Here is a 22,341-nt window from a genome sequence, read left to right as displayed (position 1 = left end):
CCGAGCCTGCGGACTCGGATTCGGACTCGGGGGAGCGTACGGGATCCGCGGCCGGCTCCGGCGTGTCGCCGTCCGGCGAGCCGGACACCGCCGCATCCGACGCCAAAGGGAAGAGATCCGGGTGGCGGGAGTCGGTGCTGCTGGTGCTCGGCGGGGTCGTCGTCGCGTTGCTGGTGCGCCTGTTCGTCCTGGACTCCTTCTTCATCCCGTCGGAGTCCATGGAGAACACCCTGCTCATCGACGACCGGGTGATCGTCAACCGCCTCACCGGGGACATCGACCGCGGAGAGGTCGTGGTCTTCCACGGCTGGGACGGCACTCCAACGATCAAGCGCGTCATCGGCATCGGCGGCGACCATGTGAAGTGCTGTGACGCCCAGAACCGGATCACGGTGAACGGCGTCCCCCTCGACGAGGAGTCGTACCTCAACCCGGACGACTTCCCGTCGCAGGAGAAGTTCGACGTCACCGTGCCCGAAGGACGCCTGTGGCTCATGGGCGACCACCGCGCGGCCTCGGAGGACTCTCGCGCCTACATGAAGAACGGCTTCCACGGCACGATCGCCACCGGCGACGTCATCGGCAGGGCGTTCGCGCTGTACTGGCCCTTCTCCCGCATATCGACGCTGCCAGTCCCGGAAACGTTCGCCAAGATCCGCTAGCGCGGACGGAGGCCAGGGCACACCGCTCGGGAGTGTCGTCGCAAGGCATCCTCCCGTCACTGCCAGAGGTACGCCAGGCCGGTGATGTGTCTCCTGGCCGGCACACCGGCCCTCGGCGCCCCGCATGGAAGATCGCGCAGATGACGTGGTCGGAGGGGGACCGGCCGTCCGATCCGCCCTTCTGGTCGTTCCTGCTGGTGGCGGCGCATGCCTGTGTACGTGAGCGCGCAGGAGAGGTTCTCAAAGGTGCGATAGCGTACCCCCGCGGCGCATTCGGGCGTAGGCTTGCCCCATGGTCGTGCTCGCATCGCCGTTCACCGGCCGGGGGGTCCGACCGTCCCGCGGGTTCATCCCTTCGCGGCGGGGTTCCGTGCCGCTTGGCTTATGACTGTTCTCTACCGTCCGCGTCCCAGCATCGTGCGCCGCGATTCCGGTCTGTACGGATATGAGCGCGCGCTCGCGCGGCGAGGCCTGTCGCCCATCGCCGGCGTCGACGAGGCGGGCCGCGGAGCCTGCGCCGGGCCGCTCGTGGTCGCGGCCGTGGTCCTGCGCACCGAGATCGACGGCCTGGCCGACTCCAAGGCACTGACCCCCGCCCGGCGCGAGGAGCTTCACGACCGCATCATGGCGACCGCGCGCTCCGTGAAGGTCGTGGTGATCCCGCCGGACGAGATCGACGCGCGCGGCCTGCACAAGTGCAACATCGCGGGGATGCGGCGGGCCGTCGCAGGTCTTCAGTGCGATCTCGGGTACGTTCTGATCGACGGATTCCCGGTGCCTGGGCTGCCCGCCCCGTCGCTGGCGGTGTGGAAGGGAGACCAGGTCTCGGCGTGCGTGGCCGCGGCGTCCATCATCGCCAAGGTGACCAGGGACCGCATGATGACCTCGCTGGACGACCTCTACCCCCAGTACGGCTTCGCCGACCACAAGGGGTACGTGACGGCGGGGCACCGTCGCGCTCTGGCGGCCCACGGGCCCAGTCCGCATCATCGGTTCTCATTCGTAACCGTGAACACGGTGGCGCGGTCCGGAGCGGGGGCCGAGATAGGCGAGAATGAAATGGGGGCCGGTGTCGCCTGATCGGCCACACCGGGGGAGGAAGGGAAGTGGAGGGCCGGGATGAGCGCAGAGGATCTCGAGAAATACGAGACCGAAATGGAGTTGCAGCTCTACCGGGAGTACCGCGATGTGGTGGGCCTGTTCACCTATGTCGTCGAAACCGAGCGGCGCTTCTACCTGACCAACTCCGTCGATCTCGACGTGCGCACCGCCGAGAACGGTGATGTCTTCTTCGACGTGAAGATGCAGGACGCCTGGGTGTGGGACATGTACCGCCCCGCCAGGTTCGTCAAGAACGTCCGCGTGGTCACCTTCAAGGACGTCAACGTGGAAGAACTGGCCAAGCCCGACCTGGAAATGCCCAAGGAAGGCTTCTCCACCTGACCCAACTCCCGCCCAAGGACACCACACCACCCCGTCGGTAGCACCCGAGCAACCGGCACGACGCCTCATGCAGGCGTTCAAGGTTGCGCAGAGTAGGCCTGGCCCGCGCTGTTCGGCGAGTACGCGACCATCGAGATCTGGAACAGCCCGGGCGCGCACACCGTCCGCTTCCGGCTCACCCCGTCCCCGACATCGAGCCCACCCCGTGGAGCCGGGCCACAAGCGCACCCGACCACACGCTGCGCCGACGGCCCTGTCCACCGCCACCCCACCGTGGGTGCTGTCGCGTGTTTTCTGCGGACGACCAGCGCCTGTGAGTCGACCGCCTTCTGTAGGTGGCGGTCGAGGTTCACGGTTGTCGGTGGTCACCGGAGCGGGTTGGTGGGTCAGGGGATGGGGGTCGGTCTTCGGATACGCCAGCCTCGGGGGGCGCGCTCGACGTAGCCCGCTGCGGCCAAGGCTCCCAGGCAGGCCAGAGTGGTCATCAGGTCGAGCCCGGCATCCAGGGCGATCGTCGCGGGACCGGTTCCCCCGCGCGCGGGGACGGCCTCCAGCACCTTGCGGGTGTCCTCGTCCAGGGCGTCCCTGGGCAGGACCGGGCCTCTCGGCTCCGGCGCGAGATCGTCTCCTACCGCTCCGACCAACTCCACGACCTCCCGCGCCGACGTCACGCAGACCGCTTCCGCCCGCCGGATCAACCGATGGCAGCCGGCGGAGTTCTCCGAGGTCACCGGGCCAGGCACGGCGGCCAGGTGACGTCGGAGGGCGACGGCGTGGCCGGCGGTGTTGAGGGCTCCGCTCCGCACGGCCGCCTCGACGACGACCGTCCCCCGGGACAGCGCCGCGATCAGCCGATTGCGGACGAGAAAGCGAAGCCGTGTGGGCCGGACGCCCATCGGCGATTCGCTGACCACGACGCCCCTCGCCCGGATGGCCGCGAAAAGATCCTGATTGGCGGCGGGGTAGGCGATGTCCGCGCCACAGGCCAGTACGGCGATCGTCCGGGCCTCGCCGGTCAGGGCCCCACGATGTGCCGCCGCGTCGATCCCATGGGCACCACCCGAGATGACCGTCCACCCCGCCTCGCTGAGGGCGGCGCCGAACTCCGCGGCCACATGGGTGCCGTACGGAGTGGCGGCCCTGGAGCCGACCACGGCCACCGAACGGAGACAGGAGAAGCGGAGATCCGCGTCACCGTGGAGCCAGAGCCCGAACGGCCTCTCGGGACCGAGGTCGTCCAACTGCGTGGGCCATTCGAGATCACCGGGCATGATCAGGCGGGCGCCCAGATCGTGCCCTTCGGTGAGGTCGGCCACCGGATCGGCGACCAGGAGCCGCGCCCGCCATCCGCTCAGCATGCGAGCGAGGTCCGGTGCGCGGCCTCGCCCACGGCTCAACTCCTCGACGAAGCTCGTATCAAGATGGCCACGCCGTACCTGGCCGAGCGCGCCCTCCGGCCCGTACTCGGCGACGAGACGCCCCATCACCGCGTCTCCGGCATCCGCCACCCGCATCAACGTGACCCTCGCCAGCCGCACCGCATCCCACCGAAGACCAGTCGGCACGGCGACGCCCCCTGGCCCAGCCACATCAGCCGACACGCCGCCGGCCACGACATGGCCATCGACCCCCCCGTTGCCACGGCCATCGGCGACCGTCGCACCAACGGCACCGGGCACCGCCATGCCATGGCCGTCCGACACCGTCATGCCAAGGTCGTCGGACACGGCTTCCGCCCCCTGATCACGTTCCGTGCCGCCGTCTGTCCCCGCTGCGACCGAATCGTCCAGCGGTGCACCGTCGGCCGGGCTCTCAGGAGCGGCATTGGCTACGCTCGGCGACGTTGTGGAGGGGTCGTCCCGGTGGGGATGCGGGTGAGCGACATCGGTGAATGGTGTGGTGTTCACTCGGCCCCCAGCCATAGGCCGAGAGCGGTGGTGCTCTCGGTGATGTCGGGTTTTTCCTTGCCAATGAGGTCGGCGAGGGTCCAGGCGACGCGGATCACTCGGTCCAGGCCTCGCGCGCTGAGCTCGCCTGTGTCGAGACAGCGATAGAGGGGTGCCATCGCGGACGCGGGCAGCCGGAAATCTCCGTGCAGGGCCGCCGTGGGTATCTCGGCGTTGCACCGCCACGGCGTTCCGGCCAGCCGCTTGAGCGTGCGCTCCCGCGCCAGCGCGACGCGCCCGGCCACGACGGCGCTCGGCTCGATGAACTGCCGGTCCGCCAGCAGCTCGCGCCGGGTCGAACGCGTCAGGCGGACCTTGACGTCGATGCGGTCGACCAGCGGCCCGGACAGACGGGCCAGGTAGCGCCGCCGCTGGGTGGGCGTGCACTGGCATGGGCTCTCGGGCGTGGACGGCTGGGCGCAGGGGCAGGGATTGGCGGCGAGCACGAGCATGAACCGGGCCGGAAAGGACACCGTTCCCGCCGCCCTCGCGACGACCACCTTGCCCGACTCCACCGGCTGCCGCAGCGAGTCGAGCACCCGGGCCGGGAACTCGGGCGCCTCGTCAAGGAACAGCACCCCGCGGTGAGCGAGCGAGACGGCGCCCGGCCGGATCACTCCGCTGCCGCCTCCGACGATGGCGGCGATCGTGGCCGTGTGGTGAGGGGCCATGAACGGCGGACGCGTCAGCAAGGGCCGCCCGGCGGGAAGGGCGCCGGCGACCGAATGGATCGCCGTGATCTCCAGTGCCTGGTCTCGGTCAAGAGGGGGCAGCAGGGTGGGGAGCCGCTCGGCGAGCATGGTCTTCCCCGTGCCGGGCTGTCCGAGCATCCAGAGGTTGTGCCCGCCCGCGGCGCAGACCTCGAGTGCGCGCCGCGCCGTGGCCTGGCCCGCGACGTCCGCCAGGTCGAGCGTAGGTTCGCCGGGAGAAGGCGGATCAGCCCACGACACCGGCGCGCCCGCGCTCGCCAGAGTCGGCTTGCTCGCCGGATCGCCGGTGCGCAGCCACTCGACCAGCTCGGCGAGTTTGAGCACCGGCACGACGTCCACCCCTGGTACGAGGCTGGCCTCGGCGGCGTTCGCGGTCGGCACGACGACGCAACGGGCACCGGCCTCCGCCGCCGCCATCACGGCGGGCAGGATGCCGCGCACCGGCTTGACCGTCCCGTCCAGCCCGAGCTCTCCGAGGAAGAAGGGCTGGGATATCGGTTCCCGAGGGACGAGACCGGCGGCGCCCAGCAGCGCCACCGCGATGGCGAGATCGAACAGGCTGCCCCGCTTCGGGAGGCTGGCGGGAAACAGGCTGATCGTGACCCGGGCGTCGGGCCAGGCGTACCTGCTGTTGATGACGGCCGAGCGGACCCGGTCGCGGGCCTCGCTGAGCGCCGTGTCGAGCATGCCGATCAGGCTGACGCCGGCGATGCCGTGGCCCACGTCGGCCTCGACCTCGACGATGTGACCGCTGACGCCGACCAGCGCGACGCAGCGCGTACGGGCGACGGCCATTTACGAAACCCCCCGGTCATGCCGGATCGAGAACTCACCGGCGAAGCGCTCCAGTGCCACCACGTCGATGCGGATGGCGGAGAACCATTCGGGCTGGCCGCTGAGCCAGCGGGCCGCCAGTGTGCGCAGCCGCGCCAGCTTCGCCGGGGTCACGGCCTCGAACGCGGTGCCGTGGCTCCTGCCCGACCGGGTCTTGACCTCCACGACCACCAGCACGGATCCGTCACGGACGAGGATGTCGATCTCCCCCTCGTGACAGGACCAGTTGCGATCAAGGATCTTGAAACCGGCCGCCCGGAGATAATCGACGGCGAGTTGCTCGCCGTATCTTCCGAGCTCGTGTGTCGCGGCCATGTGACCACCTCCGGCAGCGACCTTCGCGCAGTCCGCCCGCCGCCTTCGCCGTAGAACCGGGTTCTGGGGACAACGGACCGAGGGGCGTTCGGTTTCGGTGGCCGGGTGGGAAGGCTCGGTCGCGGTGTCCGTCCAGGTCAGCGTGCCGGCGGGGCGGCGGGCGAGCTCTTCGGCCAGGCGGAGGCTGCCTGGGCTGTGGACAACTCGGATGGCAAGCGGGTCGCTCAGGGCACCCGCGGGTCGTTCTGATGCGCTGACATGGCGAACGGCCGCGCCGAGTCGCCGCGACGTGGTCGACTGGCCGGGACAGGTACGAGACCGATCCGTTGCCCGCCCAGGCGGTCGCGCCGAAAGGATCTTCGTGGGACGTCGTCAACGGAGCGAGGGAGGAGACGCGCATGCGCATCGCGGTTCGGGCCGGGCTCGTCGGCGTGATGGTCGCGGGGCTCTCGTCCGTTGGCGGGGCCGCGGACGCCAGTCCCGGCACGGGGGTCACCGGCACGATCATCGCTCGGATCACGGTGGGCGGCAGGGACTACATCCTGCGCGAGATCACCCTGCAGCCCGGCGGGAGCACGGGCTGGCACTTTCACGACGGCACGCTGTACGTGAGGGTGAGACAGGGGATGCTGAGCCATTACGGGGCCACATGCGCGCTCGACAACGTCCATGGGCCGGGTGCGGAGTTCGTCGAGCCGAGCGGCGTGGGTCATGTGCACCTGGGACGTAACCTCGGCCCTCGACCCGTGATCCTCGACGTGGTCTACGTCGATCCGGCCGGCAGCCCGCTGTCGCAGGACGCTCCCAACCCCGGCTGCGACTTCCAGTGACGGCGGGGACGGCCCGTGGCGCTCACGTTTCGACTGGCCGATCGCGTATTTTCGCCCCGCCGATCGTGTGTTGATGAAGAGTTCGGCCGAGCGGGTAGCGTGGTGACCTCAAGCGATCATGACCTCAGGGGAGCGGCCGATGTCTACACCTCACGACCAGTCCGCCTTCAACAGTTCGATCATCGAAGAGTTCCGCACGGGCAACGGGCTGGTCAAGAACGAGATGCTCAGGGACGTGCCGCTCGTCCTGCTCACCACCACCGGTGCCCGGACCGGACGATCGCGCACGACGCCCCTCGGCTTCCTGCGTGACGGTCCCGGCCGCATCGTCCTCTGGGCGTCGGCCATGGCGGCCCCGTCCCACCCCGCCTGGTACCACAACCTGGTCGCCGACCCGCACGTGACCATCGAGCTAAGAACCGACGCCGGTGTCGTGAAGACCTTCCAGGGCATCGCCACCACCGCCCAGGGGGCCGAGCGTGAGCGCCTGTTCGGCGTCCTCCAGGCCGCCAACCCCGGCGTCGCGGACCACCAATCTCGAACCGAGCGCGAGATTCCCCTCGTCATCGTGGAGTACACGGACTGAGCACTTCCCGGCCAGATCGGGCGACCCTGCGGCCGGGCCCCTCGGCGTCACGGCGGCAGGAGGGAGCGATACGGGGCAGGCGCGCCGACGTCGGGGGAGGGCGACCACCTCGGCAGGAGGCGTACCTGGCCGAGGCCGATCAGGAGAAGGGCATCCAGATAGCGGGTTCGGCTGATCAGGCCCCAATGCAGGCATGAGCTGGGGCAGTGGCCGGTGCTCTGCTCCACCGAGCCGATGACGTCGCCGAGTCGCACCGCCTGCCCACGCCGGACCGACGCGCGAACCGGCAAGTAAGTGGTTCGGAGCCCTTCGGCATGAACGATCATCACGACGCCGCGACCCGCGAGGGGACCCGCGTAACCCACGATTCCGTCGCCGGCCGCGCGTACGGCCTGCCCTGGCTTCGTGTCGAGATCCACACCCCGATGACCGGCGAACCATGGCCGGGCGGGCGGAGAGAAGCGGCGCAGGGCCTGGCGGTAGGGGACGTCGAGCGGCAGCCGCCATCGGGGCCCGTCCGGATCCGGCGGGTCGAGCTGGCGTGCCTTGCCGGGACCGTCCCTCCGGTGCGGGGCGAGTGGGCCGGAAGAGCCGGCCTGGTCTCGGAGGCTTCCGAGAAGCTCGTACGCCGGGAGCGCGGGCGGGCTCCCGGAGGACGCCGACGCCTCAGGGCCCGGCTGGGGAGCCACGGCCCGAACGGCGACGGACAATCGCGGAGCGGCCACCGAGGCGACGACGGTGACAGTGACGAGGAACACCACCATGGGGCGGATCGGGGCATGAGGCACCCGAGCACACTGGCTCATAGGGCCGGGCGCACGGATGGCTGAACGTGATTCTGTGGATAAACCGCGGAAGCGCCGGGATGCCGGTGCCCAGGACGCGTGACAGGCCCTGACAGAAGGTCGCGCGGCACGCGGGAGTGGGTGAGTTCATGTGGGCGGCGATGTCCAGGAACGAGAGGGCATGAGGGTGATCACGGATCTCGTCCGGGAGTTGGGGGCCGAGGTAGGGCTGGACCTCCCCGCCGTCCACGTGACAGGCGATGATCCGGTCCTGCCCTCGGCCTTCAGGGTCGGGACGGCGGCCGCCGCCACGGTCGGGGCGGTGACCGCGGCCGTCGCGCTGGTCCTGCGATCCGAGCGGGACCGCCTCGCGGCCTCGAAGAGGTCGCCCGACGGATTCCTCGGCGGCGGCCCGCCGGCGCCGGACGCGGGTCGTGTTCCGGCGGAGCGGGTGACCGTCGACGTGCGGGAGGCCGCGATCGCCTTTCGTGACGAGCGCTATTTCCGTATCGACGGTGAGGCCGGGGGCCTGTGGGCGCCGTTGTCGGGCGACTACCGCACGGCCGACGGGTGGGTCCGCCTGCACTGCAATTTCGACCACCACAGGGACGCCGCCCTGCGTGCGCTGGGACTTCCCCTGGAGGCGGACAAGGAGCAGGTCGCCGAGGCCTGCGCCCGCCGGATGGCGCTGAGCGTGGAGGAGGCGGTCACCGAGGCGGGTGGCTGCGCGGCCGCCATGCGCAGCCGTGCGGAGTGGGACGCCCACCCGCAGAGTGCCGCCGTGGCGGAGACACCGCTGGTGGCGATCAGGCGCCTGGACCATGAGGGCTCAGGGGTCCCCGCACCGGACCCTCGGGGCGGAGCCACGGCGGCGGCCGGGCGTCCGCTCGAAGGGATCCGGGTGCTGGACCTGACCAGGGTGATCGCCGGTCCGGTGGCGAGCCGCACGCTCGCCGCCCACGGGGCCGACGTGCTCCGGGTGGGCGCCGCGCACCTGCCCGAAGTGCCCGGACTGGTCGTCAGCACGGCCTTCGGCAAGCGGTCGTGCGAGATCGACCTCCGGACGCGCGAGGGGGTCGCCGCGCTCAGGGAACTCGTCGCCGGCGCGGACGTCCTGATCCAGGCGTACCGGCCGGGCGCGCTGGCGGCGCTGGGGTTCGGCCCGGAGGATCTCGCCGCGATCAGGCCGGGCATCGTATCTGTCGACATATCCGCCTATGGGACGCGCGGCCCGTGGGCGGGACGACGCGGCTTCGACAGCCTGGTGCAGATGGCCTGCGGGATCGCCCACGAGGGCGGGGACGGCGATCGGCCCGTCCCGTTGCCCGCCCAGGTCCTGGATCACTCCGCGGGCTGGCTGGCCGCCCTGGGAGCCCTGGCCGGCCTCCTGCGACGCCGCGCCGAGGGCGGCTCCTGGCACGTGGAGCTGTCCCTGGCCCGCGTCGCCCGGTGGCTGGACGGGCTGGGCCGCGTCGACGGCGGCCAGGTCGCCGAGCCGGACCCGTCGGATCTTCTGGACGAGATGGACGCCCCGCAGGGAAGGCTGACCTACGTCCGCGCGCCGGGCGCCATCGGCGACCTCAGGCCGTACTGGACCTCGCCGCCGCCCCGCCGGGCCGAGCATCCGCCCGCCTGGTGGTGACCCGCCTCTCGCCGTACCGATCTTCGGCGAGGCCCCGGAACGACCGCGAACAGGCTGACCGCGCTCTGACCGGCGGGTGAGGATGCTCGTCCGCGTGGCCGGGGCGAGGCCGGGTTCCGGGTACACTTTTTGGTGGCTCGTCAGGCGGGCCGACTTCGCACGCCCACAGGCGAATCGTCCTCTCGGTCCGGGTCACCGACCCGGATAGGACGACTCAGGGCGTCAGGGCGGAGGCCGCAGGCCTTCGCGTACAACCGAGGCACGCGCCTTCAACGGCGCTCTACCCAGGAGGACCATACTCATGGCCCCCGTCGTCACCATGCGGCAGATGCTCGAGAGCGGTGTTCACTTCGGGCACCAGACCCGTCGCTGGAACCCGAAGATGAAGCGCTTCATCCTCACGGAGCGCAACGGCATCTACATCATCGACCTGCAGAAGTCGCTGTCCTACATCGACCGCGCCTATGACTTCGTCAAGGAGACGGTCGCCCACGGCGGCACCATCCTGTTCATCGGCACCAAGAAGCAGGCCCAGGAGGCCATCGCCGAGCAGGCCGCGCGGGTCGGCATGCCGTACGTCAACCAGCGCTGGCTGGGTGGCATGCTCACCAACTTCTCCACCGTCCACAAGAGGCTTCAGCGTCTGAAGGAGCTTGAGGAGCTCGACTTCGACAACGTGGCAGGCTCCGGGCTCACCAAGAAGGAGCTCCTGATGCGCCGCCGCGAGAAGGACAAGCTGGAGCGCACCCTCGGCGGTATCCGCGACATGGCCCGCGTCCCCAGCGCGGTGTGGGTCGTCGACACCAAGAAGGAGCACATCGGGATCAGCGAGGCCCGCAAGCTGAGCATCCCGGTCGTCGCGATCCTCGACACCAACTGCGACCCCGACGAGGTCGACTACCCGATCCCGGGCAACGACGACGCGATCCGCGCCGTCAGCCTGCTCACCCGCGTGATCGCCGACGCGGTCGCCGACGGTCTGATGGCCCGCGCCGGTGCGACGCGCGGCGACGACAAGCCGTCCGGCGCCGCCGTCGCCGAGCCGCTGGCCGAGTGGGAGCGCGAGCTGCTCGCGCGCACGGACGAGGAAGCCGCCGCCCAGGACGCCGCCGCCCAGGACGCCGCGCCCGCCGCCGAGGCCGCTGCCGCCGAGGCGCCTGCCGAGGCCCCCGCCGAGGCTCCGGCCGAGGCTCCGGCGCAGGAGGCCGCTCCCGAGGTCTCCGAGGCCGCCGAGGCCGCCGAGGGCACCGAGGGCACCGACCAGCAGGGCTGAGGCTCGCGTCAGGCCGTACGGGAATCGACGACCGTACGGCCAGCAAGGCTCCTTCCGGGTGGGTGCGCCTGACGCGGCGCACCCACCCGACCCACGACGACACTCGACGAGGAAAAAGACAATGGCTTCCGTGAACATGGCCGACGTCAAGCGGCTTCGTGAGCTCACCGCCGCCGGAATGATGGACTGCAAGAAGGCCCTGGAGGAGTCGGAGGGCGACTTCGACAAGGCCGTCGACCTCCTTCGCGTCAAGGGCGCCAAGGACGTCGGCAAGCGCGAGACGCGCACCGCCTCCAACGGCCTGATCGCCGTCAAGCACGAGGGCGACTCCCTCGCCGCCCTCCTCGAGCTGAACTGCGAGACCGACTTCGTCGCCAAGGGCGAGCGCTTCCAGGAGCTGGCCGCCCTCGTCGTCGGCCACATCCTCGCCTCCCGGCCGTCCGACGTGCCCGCGCTGCTCGACTCCGAGATCGACGGCAAGAGCGTCAAGGAGCACCTCGACGAGGCCAACGCGGCCCTGGGCGAGAAGATCGAGGTCCGCCGGTTCACCGTGCTGGACGGCGGCTACATCGTCTCCTACATGCACAAGACCGACCCGCAGCTTCCCCCGGCCGTGGGCGTGCTGATCCAGCTCGACAGCCCGAACGCCGAGGTCGCCAAGGACATCGCCCAGCACACCGCCGCGATGGCCCCCAAGTACCTCAGCCCGAACTCCGTCCCGGCCGACGTGGTCGAGAAGGAGCGCACGGTCTTCGAGCAGATGACCCGCGAGGAGGGCAAGCCGGAGGCCGCGATCGGCAAGATCGTCGACGGCCGCATCAACGGCTGGTACAAGGACTTCACGCTCGTCGAGCAGTCCTTCGTCAAGGACCCGAAGAAGACGATCGGCAAGTACGCGTCCGAGGCCGGCGTGAAGGTCCTGGCCTTCGCCCGCTACAAGGTCGGTCAGGCATAGGCTTAGCCCCAAGAGGAAGCTGACCAGCTGAGAACCGTCACCGAGGAGGCCGCCGCCGTGCAGGAGAACCAACGACCCGCTACGCCGGCGGCTTCGTCGTACAACTGGCCGCTTCGATGGAAGCGCGTCATGCTGAAGCTGTCCGGCGAGGCGTTCGCGGGCGCCGAGCCGCTGGGAATCGACCCCGTGGTGGTCGCCAAGCTCGCCGACTCGGTCGCCGAGGCGGTGCGTGAGGGCGTCCAGGTCGCCGTCGTCGTGGGCGGCGGCAACATGTTCCGCGGCGCCGCGCTGTCCGAGCGCGGCATGGATCGCGCCCGCGCGGACTACATGGGCATGCTGGGCACGGTCATCAACTGTCTCGCCCTGCAGGACTTTCTGGAGAAGCGCGGCATCGAGACCCGCGTCCAGACCGCGATCACGATGCAGCAGGTCGCCGAGCCCTTTCTACCCCGGCGGGCGATCCGCCACCTGGAGAAGGGGCGCGTGGTGATCTTCGGCGCGGGGCTCGGCTCGCCGTTCTTCTCCACGGACACCTGCGCCGCCCAGCGCGCGCTGGAGATCGGCGCGGAGGCGCTGCTCAAGGGCACCCAGGTCGACGGGGTCTACGATTCCGATCCCAGAAAGAACCCCGACGCGGTCCGCTTCGACCAGCTGGAGTACAGCGAGGTCCTCACGCGGGGCCTCGGGGTGATGGATGCCACGGCGATCAGCCTGTGCATGGACAACGGCCTGCCCATCGTGGTCTTCGACCTCATGGGCGAGGGCAACATTCTGCGGGCGGTCCGCGGTGAAAAGATCGGCACGCTGGTGAGTCCGGCAGGGAAATAGGGAGCCGCTGTGATCGACGAAACCCTCTTCGAAGCCGAGGAGAAGATGGACAAGGCGGTCGCGGTCGCCAAGGAGGACTTCGCGACGATTCGCACCGGCAGGGTCAGCCCGTCGATGTTCAACAAGATCAATGTCGACTACTACGGGTCTCCCACGCCGGTGCAGCAACTGGCCTCGTTCCACGTCCCCGAAGCCCGCATGGTCATCATCCAGCCCTACGACAAGGGCTCGATGGGCGCCATCGAGAAGGCCATCCGCGACAGCGATCTCGGGGTGAACCCGGGCAACGACGGCGCGGTGATCCGCGTGGTGTTCCCCGAGCTGTCGGAGGAACGCCGCCGCGAGTACATCAAGGTCGCCCGGAACAAGGCCGAGAGCAGCAGGGTCTCGGTGCGCAACATCCGCCGCCACGCCAAGGAGACCCTCGACAAGATGGTCAAGGACGGCGAGGCGGGCGAGGACGAGGTCCGCCGCGCCGAGAAGGAGCTCGACGACCTCACGCACAAGCACGTCGCCAAGATCGACGAGCTTCTCAAGCACAAGGAAGCCGAGCTGCTCGAGGTCTGAGCGCGCAGCGGCCGCAGTCAGGTAGGGGCGCTGCCACTCCGGTGCCTGCCGCGGGTGGGGCGCCCTCGCCGCGTTGGGCCCCATCGCGCTCCCTCCCCGTCCTTGTGGCGGGTCAGGCGTAGTGGGCCGCCGAGCGTGGCCGGCGGTACGAGAGTGGGAACACTGTGGAAGGTACGACGGCGGACGGTACCGGTCCTGCCCCAGGTCGGCGGTCCGAGGCGCGTCCGCCCGCGGCTCCCGGCGCCCGGATGGAAGGCCCGGAAGGGGGCGCCGACGCCTCCCCCGCGAGGGATGGCGACCTCGGGACCGCTTCCAGCCGGGTGGAGCATCGCGATCCCGCGGCGCGGCTGCGGGCGCGGGCCAACGGCACCGCGCACGACGAGGCCGCCGGCGACCCCGGCGGGCAGCACCCGGCCGGTAAGCCGAGCGGTATCCGTACAGGCCGCAACCTCCCGGCCGCGATCGGCGTGGGCCTCGCGCTGGGAGCCGCCGTCATCGGCACCCTTTACACCCAGAAGGCCCTGTTCCTGCTGGTGCTCGTGGCGGCCGTCGGCGTCGGCGTCGTCGAGATGATCCGCGCGTTCGGCGTCCGGGACATCCAGGTGCCGATGAAGCTCCAGTTGACCGGCCTGGCCGCCATGCTGGCCGGAGCGTACTGGGGCGGCCCGATCTGGCTGCTGGGCGCGTTCACGATCACCGTGCTGGTGCTGCTCTGCGAGCGGATGTTCAAGGGCGCGGAGGGCTACGTCAGGGACGCCGCGGGAAGCGTCCTGACCTCGGTGTATCCGTCGCTGATCGCCGGGTTCGTGCCGCTGATGCTGGCCAAGCCCGACGGGTCCGACCGCGTGGTGCTGTTCATCGCCGTCACGGTGTGCAGCGACATCGGCGGCTACTTCGCGGGCATCCTGTTCGGCAGGCACAAGATGTCGATCATCAGCCCGAAGAAGACGTGGGAGGGGTTCGCCGGATCCGTCCTCGCCTGCGTCCTGTGCGGGTCGCTCATGATGCGGTTCCTGCTCGACGGCCAGTACTGGCAGGGCGCCCTCATCGGCGTCGTGGCGGCCGTGTGCGCCACCCTCGGCGACCTGGTCGAGTCGGTCATCAAGCGCGATCTCGGCATCAAGGACATGGGCAGCCTGCTCCCCGGCCATGGCGGCCTGATGGATCGTCTCGACTCCCTGCTCGCGACGCTCGTCCCGATGTGGCTGCTCCTGGCGGCCTTCCTCCCCGGCTGAGGGGTTCAGGGGATTCGTCCGGGCAGCGACAGCGCCAGGGCCTCGTGGCCGCGCTCGGCGGCGATCCGCAGTTCATGGTCGGTCAGCGGGATCAGCCAGAGCCACCGCACCTCGTCGCCCCCGAACGCGAACCCCGACAGGTCGGGCAGCCCGGGAACGGTGTCCAGCATCAGCACGCCCTCATGGCCACGGCCGAGCGGGAAGGTCGCCGGGGCGCCGTACCAGCGGGCGGTGTGGCCGTGCCCGAGCCAGGTGATCGAGTGCCACGGGTACCGCGCCAGCCACAGGAACAGCTGCGCCGCCTCCGCGGGCTCTCCCCGTGTCGCGATGGCCAGTTCGATGCGGGTGTAGGCGTCGGGCCGGTCGATGTACTGCTCCACGGTGGGCATGCGCTGGCAGCTCATCCCGACCGTCGACAGCACGGTGTAGCCGTTCTGCGGCCGCTCGGTGATGCCCACGGTGGGGAGCCGGTCGCCGCCGATGTCCCAGTACCGCGCCGGCGGGCCGACCCGCGAGTCCAGATGGCTCATGACGAACTGCTGGAACGACTGCCACGCGCCGTCGCCGTGACGCCATTCCCAGTACGAACGGGCCTTGGCGATGCGTGGGGCCAACCCTTCGAGGGCCTCGTCCAGGGACCATGCGAAGGGGGACTCGCCGACCGCGTCCCTGGCGTACCCGGGCATTCCGCGCTCCAGGTCCGCCCAGCCGGGAATGACCGCCAGGAGATCGCCGTTGCGATACAGGGCCGCACCGTCGCCCTCCTCGAACCAGAGGACCTCCAGCTCGGCGGCCGTGAACGGCGCCGTGCCCTCCGGGACGCGGGTGTTGGCCACGGGCATGACGGGGGCGTGGCCCCGGCCGATCTGGTCCAGGTCGACGGAGGGGGGCGCCTGTCCATGGTTGGCGAGCCACACGGCGCCGTGGATCCCGCCGTCGGCGCCGCGCAGGTAAGCTACCGAGGACGCCCCCTCGTACTCGACGGTCACCGTGCGACTGCCATATGGGCTGGTGTCGGTGAGGACGACATCGGTGGTGCCCAACGCCTATCCGCCTTTCCGGTGGACGTCTCCCGTTCGGCCGTGGATCGCAATAGATCACAACAAGGGGCTGTGCAGTGCAGCTTCCGGCAAACTGTTAAGAGAAGGACATGTCCGCCGAGCTAACCTTTGTCGCCCCCCGACGTGCGAAACCGTCCCGCCACCTCGCCGACCTGACGCTGGCCGAGCGCCGTACGGCCGTCGCCGAGCTCGGGGAGAAGCCCTTCCGCGCCGAGCAGCTCTCGCGGCACTACTTCGAGCGGCTGACCACCGACCCCGCGCACATGACCGACCTCCCGGCCGCGTCGCGCGACCTGCTCGTAACGAGCCTGATGCCCGGCCTGCTCACCTCGGTCAGGGAGATCACCTGCGACGGCGGCACGACCCGTAAGACCCTGTGGCGGCTCTTCGACGGCGCGCTGGTCGAGTCGGTCCTGATGCGTTATCCCGACCGGGTCACCATCTGCGTGTCGTCCCAGGCCGGATGCGGCATGAACTGCCCCTTCTGTGCCACCGGACAGGCCGGGCTGACCCGCAACATGTCCACCGCCGAGATCGTCGAGCAGGTCGTCGCGGGCGCCCGCGCGTTGGCGCGTGACGAGGTGCCCGGAGGTCCGGGACGGGTCAGCAACATCGTCTTCATGGGCATGGGCGAGCCACTCGCCAACTACAAGGCGGTCATCGGCGTCGTCCGGCGCATCACCGAACCCGCCCCCGAGGGGCTCGGCATCTCCGCGCGCGGTGTCACCGTCTCGACCGTCGGGCTGGTCCCCGCGATCGAGAAGCTCTCCGACGAGGGGCTGCCGGTGACGCTCGCCGTCTCCCTGCACGCCCCTGACGACGAGCTGCGCGACACACTGGTCCCGGTCAACACCCGCTGGAAGGTCGCCGAGGTTCTGGACGCGGCCTGGAAGTACGCGGCCAAGACCAAGCGTCGCGTCTCCATCGAATACGCCCTGATCAAGGACATCAACGACCACGAATGGCGGGCCGACCTGCTGGGCCGCCTGCTCAAGGGCAAGCTGGTCCACGTCAATCTGATCCCGCTCAACCCGACCCCGGGCTCCAAGTGGACGGCCTCCCGGCCGGAGGACGAGCGCGCGTTCGTCCGCCGCCTGGAATCCCACGGCGTCGCCGTCACCGTCCGCGACACCCGCGGCCGGGAGATCGACGGCGCCTGCGGCCAGCTCGCAGCCGCGACCCCCGACTCATAGGTCGCCGGCCGGGGGCGTGCGGCCTTCCGACCGGCACGCCTCCGGCCCTGGCTCACCAAGGGTCAGACGAATCGGAACGCGTTGACGAGCAGAGCCAGCAGGGCCAGCGTCACCGCGCCGATGAAGATCATGCGTCGCACCGCCGCCCACGCCGAGGATTTCGCGCCCGGAATCTTGTCCCTGGCCTCGGCGGCTGTTTTCACCGCCTTGCCCCAGCCTGCCCAGGTATCCAAGGTGCGCTGGAAGTTCCGGCCCGCGACGAACAGAATCGTCGCGACGATCACGATGATCAGTACGCGCCCGTCCGGACTGTCCACGGACATCCTCCTGCCTGAGGGAAGGGCATTCGTCTCAGGAATTTATTGCACCGTGGATGGGCGCGCTGGAGGAAAGACCATTTGCGGCGACAACTGCCCGCGGTCAAATGCGTCTATGGGTGGATATATTCGGTATGTGCGGCAAGCCTGGTGAGCCGCTTCTTTCCTGCCAATCCGGGTAAACGCGCAAAATCATAGGCGACTCGCCATATCCAGCGATATCAAGTGATTCGAAGTGGAAGGGATAGAGCCCGATGGTGTGGCTCGAACCGAGTTCCTGAGAACCGCGGACGGAAGGCGCGAGAGATCAGCCGGGCAGATCCTTCTCCGGAGAGCTGCAGCAGAGGCGGCCGGCGTCGTCGCCGAACGCGTGGCCCCGATACCCTGGGCGTGGGAATCCCGGAGGAGTCCCCGGCCGAGGCGTCGGTGGTTCAGGAGGCCGTGGCCACGAGCATCCGGGAACGGAGCCCGACCCCTTCCGGCCGCTCGATGACGCGGACGCAAGGACAATGGGAAGAGAGCCTTGACCCCTGTCCAAACCGCGCAGTGGCATGACAGGTACCGGCCCTGAGACCGACGGAGTAGGAGCACATGCCGGCTGTGCGTGACCAGGAAAAGGGGGCCGGGCAGGCCGTGGACATCTACACCGACGGCGCGTGCAGCGGCAATCCGGGCCCCGGCGGCTGGGGTGCGGTGCTGCGTTACGGCGGCACCGAGAAGGAGATCTATGGCGGTGAGGCCGGCACGACCAACAACCGTATGGAACTGATGGCCGCCATCATGGCCCTGGAGACCCTCACCCGGCCGGTCACCGTCCGGCTGTACACCGACAGCACCTATGTCCGCAACGGCATCACCCAATGGCTGCGCGGCTGGAAGCGCAACGGCTGGAAGACGGCGGGCAGGCAGCCGGTCAAGAACATGGACCTCTGGCAGCGCCTCGACGCGGCGGCGGCTCGGCACACGGTCGAGTGGCTCTGGGTCAAGGGCCATGCCGGTCACCCGGAGAACGAGCGCGCCGATGCCCTGGCCCGCCGCGGCGTCGAGCAGGTCCTCAAGGCCTCTCGGTGAGCACGCCCGCCGGGTGAGCGGCCGGGCCACCGGGGCCGGCTGAGGGCCCGCGCGGGCCGCGCGGGTCTCCGTCAGGCGCGGCAGAGGATCTCGCCGTGTACGACGGCGAACCAGCCGTCCTCGGCCGCGCCCCACTCGCGCCAGCCGTCCGCGATGCGCTCCAGGTCGGCGCGGGCGGCGAAGCCGTACGAGATGGACTGCTCGGCCATGGCCGAAGACGTGACGCGCTCGGCCCACAGGCCGCTCCACCAGGCGCGGTCGGCCGGGGTGGCGAAACACCACACCGAGCCGGTGGCGGTGATGTCGCTGAACCCGGCCTGGCGGGCCCAGGACAGCAGGCGACGTCCCGCGTCAGGCTCACCGCCGTTGGCGCGCGCCACCCGGTGGTACAGGTCCTGCCACTCGTCCAGGGCGGGCACCTCTGGATACCAGGTGAAGGTGGCGTAGTCGGAGTCGCGCGCGGCGACGAGCCCGCCCGGCCCGCAGGCGCGCCGCATCGCGACCAGCGCGCCGACGGGATCGGCGACGTGCTGCAACACCTGATGGGCGTGCACCACGTCGAACGAACCCTCGGGGTAGGCCGGCCGGTACAGGTCCCCCACCTCACAGGCGACGTTCTCCAGCCCGCGCCGCGCCGCGACCTCCCTCGCCTTCGCCACGACTCCGTCGGCGGCATCGATCGCTGTGACGTGTCCGGGCGCCACCAGCTCCGCCAGATCAGCCGTGATCGTCCCCGGACCGCACCCGACATCCAGCAGGGACATCCCCGACCGCAGGTGCGGCAGCAGGTACGCGGCCGAGTTGGCCGCCGTACGCCAGGTGTGCGAGCGCAGCACCGACTCGTGGTGACCGTGCGTGTAGACAGCGGACATGCCGATCAACTCCTCTGTGATCCGAACCGCCGCCAGCCTACGCCGCTGTCCACAATGCGAGCGAATACGTATTACATACTGAGATGAATCAGTGAGAACGGCGCCGCCTCCTCGCGGCGGCAAGCCGGGCGAGCAGGCCGTCTGGGGAGGGGGCTATGGGCGGGTGCGGCGGAGGTAGGTGTAGGCGAGGAAGGCCGCCGTGCACCAGGCGAGGGTGATCGCGGCGAGGCCGGGGAGGGCGGAGGCCAGGAAGGATGGCCGGCCGGCGGCGCGCATCCAGCTGATCAGGGGGACGGTCAGCCAGGTGACGGGGGCCAGGCTGATCAGGAGCATCGCCACGTAGGCGCCGAGCATGACCAGGGTGGACATCGCCTGGTCACGCAGGATCGGGCGACTGGACAGCGCGCCCAGGGCGGTGCCGGTGAGCAGGGAGAGGAAGTGCAGGGCCAGGCCGCCCGCCAGCACCGCGCCGCCTGGCATGACGGCGAAGCCGATGCCCAGAGGGACGAGGACCGCCAGGGCGGCGAGGACGGCGTTCACGGCGGCCGCGGCGAGCAGGCCCGCCGTCACCTCGCGGCCGGGGCGTCCGGAGGCGGTCACCGAGATGAGCCGCTGGACGTCCGGCTCGGTGTCGAGCAGGCCGCGGGCCGCCCAGGCGAAGACGGGGACCAGCAGGGCGGCGGAGTCCCCGTAGGAGGAGAGCTCGTGTCCGGCCAGGACGCGCGTCGAGTACAGGATGATCAGCATGGCGAGCAGTCCCACGAACGGCTGGATGATCCGGTGGGAGCGCAGGTAGGCGGCGATCTTGAACCGCACGAGCAGCAAGGTCGGCTTCATCGCGTCACTCCGGGGCTCCAGGTCGAGGACGGCCGGCCCGCCGGAGATCGCGAGAGGGGGCGTCGGCGCCCGCGAGGCGGACGACCGGGGCGGTCACGACGGTTCTCCGCAGGCGGAAGGGCCGGCGCTCGCCGGAGTGGTGGTCGGGGCGGTCATAGCCGTTCTCCTCGGATGTGGGCGTCGTAGCCGTCGGCGCGCAGCTTCTGGGTCACCGCTTCCGCCTCGTCGCCGTCGACCAGTACCTCGATCACCGTCTTGCCGGAGACGACCGTCTCGGCGCGGTCGGTGGGATCGGGGGAGAGACGCGGCCCGGCCCGCTCGCCGGGCGCGTCGGTGTCCGAGGAAAGGGGCGTGGACTCGGCGAAGACGTCGTCGGCCGCAGGGGCCTCGGAGGCGCCGATGTGCGGGTCCGGAGCGAGGGCCTCGCCGGGGGAGAGGAGCCGGACGGTGTTGTGCTCGACCGCCAGGCGGGTGAGCCCGGGGCGGTCGGCGAGGCCGCTCTGGTGGTCGCTGACGACGACGATGCCTCCGGCGGCGGCGACCTCCTCGATGATCCGGGGCAGCTCGGCGCGCGTTTCGGCGTCCAGGCCGGAGAAGGGCTCGTCCATGATCAGGAGGCCGGGCGGGGCGAGGAGCGCCTGGGCCAGGCCCACCTTGTGCGCGCTTCCCTTGGAGAGGTCGCCGAGCGGTACGTCCAGAAATGTCGTCATGCCGAGGCGCTCGGCCCACGGTGTGACGGCGGACGCGGGGACGCCCCGGACGGCGGCCATGTGCGAGAGGTAGGCGATGACCGTGAACGGCTGGCCCACGGGGAAGATCTCGGGGGCGTATCCGACGATCGGCGGGCGGTCGGCGATCGTGCCGCGGGTGGGACGGGTCGTGCCGGCGAGGAGCCTCAGGAGGGTCGACTTTCCGGCGCCGTTGCGGCCGGTGACTTCGGCGACCGTGCCGGGTGGCAGGTCAAGACGCACGTCGTGGAGCACCCAGGGGGCGCGGCGGGCGTAGCGGAAGGAGAGGTTCGCGAGCCGCATAGATCAGGAAGCTTACTCCCCTGGGGCTAACTGCCTGGATTTCCCCAAGTCATGCAATAAGAATGGTAAAGACGATACGTATGCGGGGGCTGTGAACCGGGAGGACGCGGTTTGAACCGCTTTCCACGTGTACTTGCGTTACGTACCGGATACGACCCCGGGCAGGTCGACGCTCTCATCCGGCGGATCGAGGCGACCCTGGGCCGGGGCACGCTGGAGGGACCTCCGGTGACGGCGGACGAGATCCGCATGGCGGGCTTCGGCGCCAAGCGCGGCGGCTACAACGAGATGGCGGTCGACTACGCGCTGGATGCCTTCGTGGTGGCCGTGGAGACCTTGCCCTTTCGCCCGGCGCTGACTGGGGTGGCGGCCGGGCCGGTGACGGCCGTGACGGCCCCGCCGGGCGGGGTGGGGGCCGTGACCGCCGCGCCGCCTGGTGGGCCCCTGACGGCCACGTCCGGCGCAGATGCCGGTGGCCGTCCGGGGATGCCCGGCGTTCCGGAGCCGCGGCGGTACCTGGGAGGGGAGACGTTCCACGCCGCGCCCGTGCCGGCGTCCGAGATCGCGTACGGCGGGACGAGCATGCCCGCGCCCGGCGAGCCGGAGCAGGCGGAGGAGGAGGACGCCCCGACGTTGCCGGGGATGCCCGCGGTGCGCGCGGACGGGGAGGGCCCCCTCCGGCCGTCCCGGATCGGCGCCGCGGAGGGGCGTCCGCTGCACCCCCAGGAGATCGGGCAGGCGGCGGGCGCCTGGGACCCGCTCGGACGCGACGAGCGGGTGCCGTGGACTCCGGCGCTGGCCGGCTACGGCCCCCCGGACCCCGTGGGCGGTGTCCGTGCCGCGGAGAGCGCCATCCACGCCATGGAGAGCGGGGAAGCGGACCCGCACGAGGCGGCCCGGCCGGTCGGGAGCGCGCTCGCCGCGGCCTGGCTGGAGTCCCAGGCCGCGAAGGTCGAGCGGGTGCTGTTCCGCCGGGGGCGCTTCGGTTCGGGCTACAACGAGGGCCAGGTCGACATCTTCCTGGACCGGGTCGTGGCCACCCTGCGCGGGACGACCGATCTGCCCCTGACCGGTGACCAGGTGAGAGCGGCCAGGTTCGCCACGGTCCTGTTCAGGACCGGGTACGCCGTGACCCAGGTGGACGCCTTCCTCGCCGAGGTCGCCGGCGTCCTGGACCGTCGCGACGTCCTGCTGAGTGAGCAGGGACAACGCGTCTGAGGGACGCCGCGGGCTCCTGGTGCGCCTTCCACGGAGGTTCGCCGGGTGACCCGCCGTACGGCGGCGCCGCATTCGCCGCGCCACTGCCCGCCGACCCGGCGCCGGAGGGGAAGCACCGTAGCGAGCGTGA

23 protein-coding genes are annotated in these 22,341 nt (G+C 70.5%); 14 read left to right on the top strand and 9 right to left on the bottom strand.

Features of this window, described 5'->3' with window-relative positions:
* The first annotated feature begins 134 nt into the window (after window positions 1–134).
* From lepB to DQ384_RS12300, 3 genes are all read left to right on the top strand, one after another.
* Complete coding sequence (gene lepB, locus DQ384_RS42840) at window positions 135–662, top strand: signal peptidase I (protein ID WP_245966416.1); 528 nt, start codon at window positions 135–137, stop codon at window positions 660–662.
* A gap of 384 nt (window positions 663–1,046) precedes the next feature.
* On the top strand, window positions 1,047–1,742 hold the full coding sequence (locus tag DQ384_RS12305; protein ID WP_114028899.1) for a ribonuclease HII: 696 nt from the start codon (window positions 1,047–1,049) through the stop codon (window positions 1,740–1,742).
* A gap of 39 nt (window positions 1,743–1,781) precedes the next feature.
* Window positions 1,782–2,105 (top strand): DUF2469 domain-containing protein, encoded by a 324-nt coding sequence (locus DQ384_RS12300; RefSeq protein ID WP_114028898.1) that lies wholly within the window; start codon window positions 1,782–1,784, stop codon window positions 2,103–2,105.
* Between the two features lie 386 nt (window positions 2,106–2,491).
* On the opposite strand, the gene dprA is transcribed toward DQ384_RS12300, so the two are convergent.
* The 3 genes from dprA to DQ384_RS12285 form a co-directional block, all read right to left on the bottom strand.
* On the bottom strand, window positions 2,492–3,619 hold the full coding sequence (dprA, locus tag DQ384_RS12295; protein WP_114029190.1) for a DNA-processing protein DprA: 1,128 nt from the start codon (window positions 3,617–3,619) through the stop codon (window positions 2,492–2,494).
* 389 nt (window positions 3,620–4,008) lie between these two features.
* On the bottom strand, window positions 4,009–5,556 hold the full coding sequence (locus DQ384_RS12290; protein ID WP_114028897.1) for a YifB family Mg chelatase-like AAA ATPase: 1,548 nt from the start codon (window positions 5,554–5,556) through the stop codon (window positions 4,009–4,011).
* Window positions 5,557–5,910 (bottom strand): YraN family protein, encoded by a 354-nt coding sequence (locus DQ384_RS12285; RefSeq protein WP_114028896.1) that lies wholly within the window; start codon window positions 5,908–5,910, stop codon window positions 5,557–5,559.
* A 398-nt stretch (window positions 5,911–6,308) separates the two neighbouring features.
* Here DQ384_RS12285 and DQ384_RS12280 point away from each other — a divergent pair, with 398 nt between their 5' ends.
* Both DQ384_RS12280 and DQ384_RS12275 read left to right on the top strand, forming a co-directional pair.
* Window positions 6,309–6,740, top strand: coding sequence for a cupin domain-containing protein (locus tag DQ384_RS12280; protein ID WP_114028895.1), 432 nt, complete (start codon window positions 6,309–6,311; stop codon window positions 6,738–6,740).
* A 139-nt stretch (window positions 6,741–6,879) separates the two neighbouring features.
* A complete protein-coding gene (locus DQ384_RS12275; RefSeq protein WP_114028894.1) occupies window positions 6,880–7,326 on the top strand; it encodes a nitroreductase/quinone reductase family protein in 447 nt (148 codons plus the stop codon).
* Window positions 7,327–7,373: 47 nt separating this feature from the next.
* Here DQ384_RS12275 and DQ384_RS42150 read toward each other — a convergent pair whose 3' ends face one another.
* Entirely contained in the window at window positions 7,374–7,745 is a 372-nt protein-coding gene (locus DQ384_RS42150; protein ID WP_220182908.1) for a M23 family metallopeptidase, read from the bottom strand.
* A gap of 547 nt (window positions 7,746–8,292) precedes the next feature.
* On the opposite strand from DQ384_RS42150, the gene DQ384_RS12265 reads away from it, so the two are divergent.
* The 6 genes from DQ384_RS12265 to DQ384_RS12240 all read left to right on the top strand — a co-directional run bounded on the left by DQ384_RS12265 (window position 8,293) and on the right by DQ384_RS12240 (window position 14,611).
* A complete protein-coding gene (locus DQ384_RS12265) occupies window positions 8,293–9,753 on the top strand; it encodes a CoA transferase (protein WP_181871167.1) in 1,461 nt (486 codons plus the stop codon).
* Between the two features lie 301 nt (window positions 9,754–10,054).
* Window positions 10,055–11,026, top strand: a complete 972-nt coding sequence (gene rpsB, locus DQ384_RS12260; RefSeq protein ID WP_114028892.1) for a 30S ribosomal protein S2 — start codon at window positions 10,055–10,057, stop codon at window positions 11,024–11,026.
* Between the two features lie 121 nt (window positions 11,027–11,147).
* Window positions 11,148–11,981 (top strand): translation elongation factor Ts, encoded by an 834-nt coding sequence (gene tsf, locus DQ384_RS12255; RefSeq protein WP_114028891.1) that lies wholly within the window; start codon window positions 11,148–11,150, stop codon window positions 11,979–11,981.
* 129 nt (window positions 11,982–12,110) lie between these two features.
* Window positions 12,111–12,809, top strand: a complete 699-nt coding sequence (gene pyrH, locus DQ384_RS12250; RefSeq protein WP_220182907.1) for a UMP kinase — start codon at window positions 12,111–12,113, stop codon at window positions 12,807–12,809.
* A 9-nt stretch (window positions 12,810–12,818) separates the two neighbouring features.
* Window positions 12,819–13,376 carry a ribosome recycling factor gene (gene frr / locus DQ384_RS12245; RefSeq protein ID WP_114028889.1) on the top strand — a complete coding sequence of 186 codons (558 nt, stop codon included), beginning with the start codon at window positions 12,819–12,821 and terminating at the stop codon, window positions 13,374–13,376.
* 320 nt (window positions 13,377–13,696) lie between these two features.
* Complete coding sequence (locus DQ384_RS12240; RefSeq protein WP_245966415.1) at window positions 13,697–14,611, top strand: phosphatidate cytidylyltransferase; 915 nt, start codon at window positions 13,697–13,699, stop codon at window positions 14,609–14,611.
* 5 nt (window positions 14,612–14,616) lie between these two features.
* Here the strand turns inward: DQ384_RS12240 and DQ384_RS12235 are convergent, their stop codons facing one another.
* Window positions 14,617–15,654, bottom strand: coding sequence for a suppressor of fused domain protein (locus DQ384_RS12235; protein ID WP_114028887.1), 1,038 nt, complete (start codon window positions 15,652–15,654; stop codon window positions 14,617–14,619).
* 107 nt (window positions 15,655–15,761) lie between these two features.
* On the opposite strand from DQ384_RS12235, the gene rlmN reads away from it, so the two are divergent.
* Window positions 15,762–16,865 carry a dual-specificity RNA methyltransferase RlmN gene (rlmN, locus tag DQ384_RS12230; protein WP_114028886.1) on the top strand — a complete coding sequence of 368 codons (1,104 nt, stop codon included), beginning with the start codon at window positions 15,762–15,764 and terminating at the stop codon, window positions 16,863–16,865.
* Window positions 16,866–16,927: 62 nt separating this feature from the next.
* Here the strand turns inward: rlmN and DQ384_RS12225 are convergent, their stop codons facing one another.
* Window positions 16,928–17,182, bottom strand: coding sequence for a hypothetical protein (locus DQ384_RS12225; RefSeq protein WP_147268752.1), 255 nt, complete (start codon window positions 17,180–17,182; stop codon window positions 16,928–16,930).
* Between the two features lie 600 nt (window positions 17,183–17,782).
* Here DQ384_RS12225 and rnhA point away from each other — a divergent pair.
* Window positions 17,783–18,253 (top strand): ribonuclease HI, encoded by a 471-nt coding sequence (gene rnhA / locus DQ384_RS12220; RefSeq protein ID WP_425451444.1) that lies wholly within the window; start codon window positions 17,783–17,785, stop codon window positions 18,251–18,253.
* A gap of 71 nt (window positions 18,254–18,324) precedes the next feature.
* Here the strand turns inward: rnhA and DQ384_RS12215 are convergent, their stop codons facing one another.
* The 3 genes from DQ384_RS12215 to DQ384_RS12205 form a co-directional block, all read right to left on the bottom strand.
* Window positions 18,325–19,125: a methyltransferase domain-containing protein gene (locus tag DQ384_RS12215; protein WP_220182906.1), complete on the bottom strand. Its 801-nt coding sequence runs from the start codon at window positions 19,123–19,125 to the stop codon at window positions 18,325–18,327.
* Between the two features lie 153 nt (window positions 19,126–19,278).
* Window positions 19,279–19,962, bottom strand: coding sequence for a hypothetical protein (locus DQ384_RS12210; protein WP_114028882.1), 684 nt, complete (start codon window positions 19,960–19,962; stop codon window positions 19,279–19,281).
* Between the two features lie 152 nt (window positions 19,963–20,114).
* A complete protein-coding gene (locus tag DQ384_RS12205) occupies window positions 20,115–20,993 on the bottom strand; it encodes an ABC transporter ATP-binding protein (RefSeq protein WP_114028881.1) in 879 nt (292 codons plus the stop codon).
* A gap of 111 nt (window positions 20,994–21,104) precedes the next feature.
* On the opposite strand from DQ384_RS12205, the gene DQ384_RS12200 reads away from it, so the two are divergent.
* A complete protein-coding gene (locus DQ384_RS12200) occupies window positions 21,105–22,211 on the top strand; it encodes a DivIVA domain-containing protein (protein ID WP_147268751.1) in 1,107 nt (368 codons plus the stop codon).
* The last annotated feature ends 130 nt before the right edge of the window (window positions 22,212–22,341 follow it).

It is taken from the genome of Sphaerisporangium album (assembly GCF_003323745.1).
Lineage (GTDB): Bacteria > Actinomycetota > Actinomycetes > Streptosporangiales > Streptosporangiaceae > Sphaerisporangium > Sphaerisporangium album.
The sequence above is the reverse complement of the archived record's forward strand: the minus strand, read 5'-3'. Positions and strand labels throughout refer to the sequence as shown.

Excerpts from the sequence above, each read along its gene's own strand:
- dprA (WP_114029190.1), bottom strand. The coding sequence starts at position 3,619 with ATGCGGGTGGCGGATGCCGGAGACGCGGTGATGGGGCGTCTCGTCGCC.
- DQ384_RS12300 (WP_114028898.1), top strand. The coding sequence starts at position 1,782 with ATGAGCGCAGAGGATCTCGAGAAATACGAGACCGAAATGGAGTTGCAG.
- DQ384_RS12265 (WP_181871167.1), top strand. The coding sequence starts at position 8,293 with ATGAGGGTGATCACGGATCTCGTCCGGGAGTTGGGGGCCGAGGTAGGG.
- pyrH (WP_220182907.1), top strand. The coding sequence starts at position 12,111 with ATGCTGAAGCTGTCCGGCGAGGCGTTCGCGGGCGCCGAGCCGCTGGGA.
- rpsB (WP_114028892.1), top strand. The coding sequence starts at position 10,055 with ATGGCCCCCGTCGTCACCATGCGGCAGATGCTCGAGAGCGGTGTTCAC.
- DQ384_RS12280 (WP_114028895.1), top strand. The coding sequence starts at position 6,309 with ATGCGCATCGCGGTTCGGGCCGGGCTCGTCGGCGTGATGGTCGCGGGG.
- DQ384_RS12210 (WP_114028882.1), bottom strand. The coding sequence starts at position 19,962 with ATGAAGCCGACCTTGCTGCTCGTGCGGTTCAAGATCGCCGCCTACCTG.
- DQ384_RS12215 (WP_220182906.1), bottom strand. The coding sequence starts at position 19,125 with ATGTCCGCTGTCTACACGCACGGTCACCACGAGTCGGTGCTGCGCTCG.
- DQ384_RS12205 (WP_114028881.1), bottom strand. The coding sequence starts at position 20,993 with ATGCGGCTCGCGAACCTCTCCTTCCGCTACGCCCGCCGCGCCCCCTGG.
- rlmN (WP_114028886.1), top strand. The coding sequence starts at position 15,762 with ATGTCCGCCGAGCTAACCTTTGTCGCCCCCCGACGTGCGAAACCGTCC.
- tsf (WP_114028891.1), top strand. The coding sequence starts at position 11,148 with ATGGCTTCCGTGAACATGGCCGACGTCAAGCGGCTTCGTGAGCTCACC.
- DQ384_RS12285 (WP_114028896.1), bottom strand. The coding sequence starts at position 5,910 with ATGGCCGCGACACACGAGCTCGGAAGATACGGCGAGCAACTCGCCGTC.
- DQ384_RS12275 (WP_114028894.1), top strand. The coding sequence starts at position 6,880 with ATGTCTACACCTCACGACCAGTCCGCCTTCAACAGTTCGATCATCGAA.
- DQ384_RS12305 (WP_114028899.1), top strand. The coding sequence starts at position 1,047 with ATGACTGTTCTCTACCGTCCGCGTCCCAGCATCGTGCGCCGCGATTCC.
- DQ384_RS12290 (WP_114028897.1), bottom strand. The coding sequence starts at position 5,556 with ATGGCCGTCGCCCGTACGCGCTGCGTCGCGCTGGTCGGCGTCAGCGGT.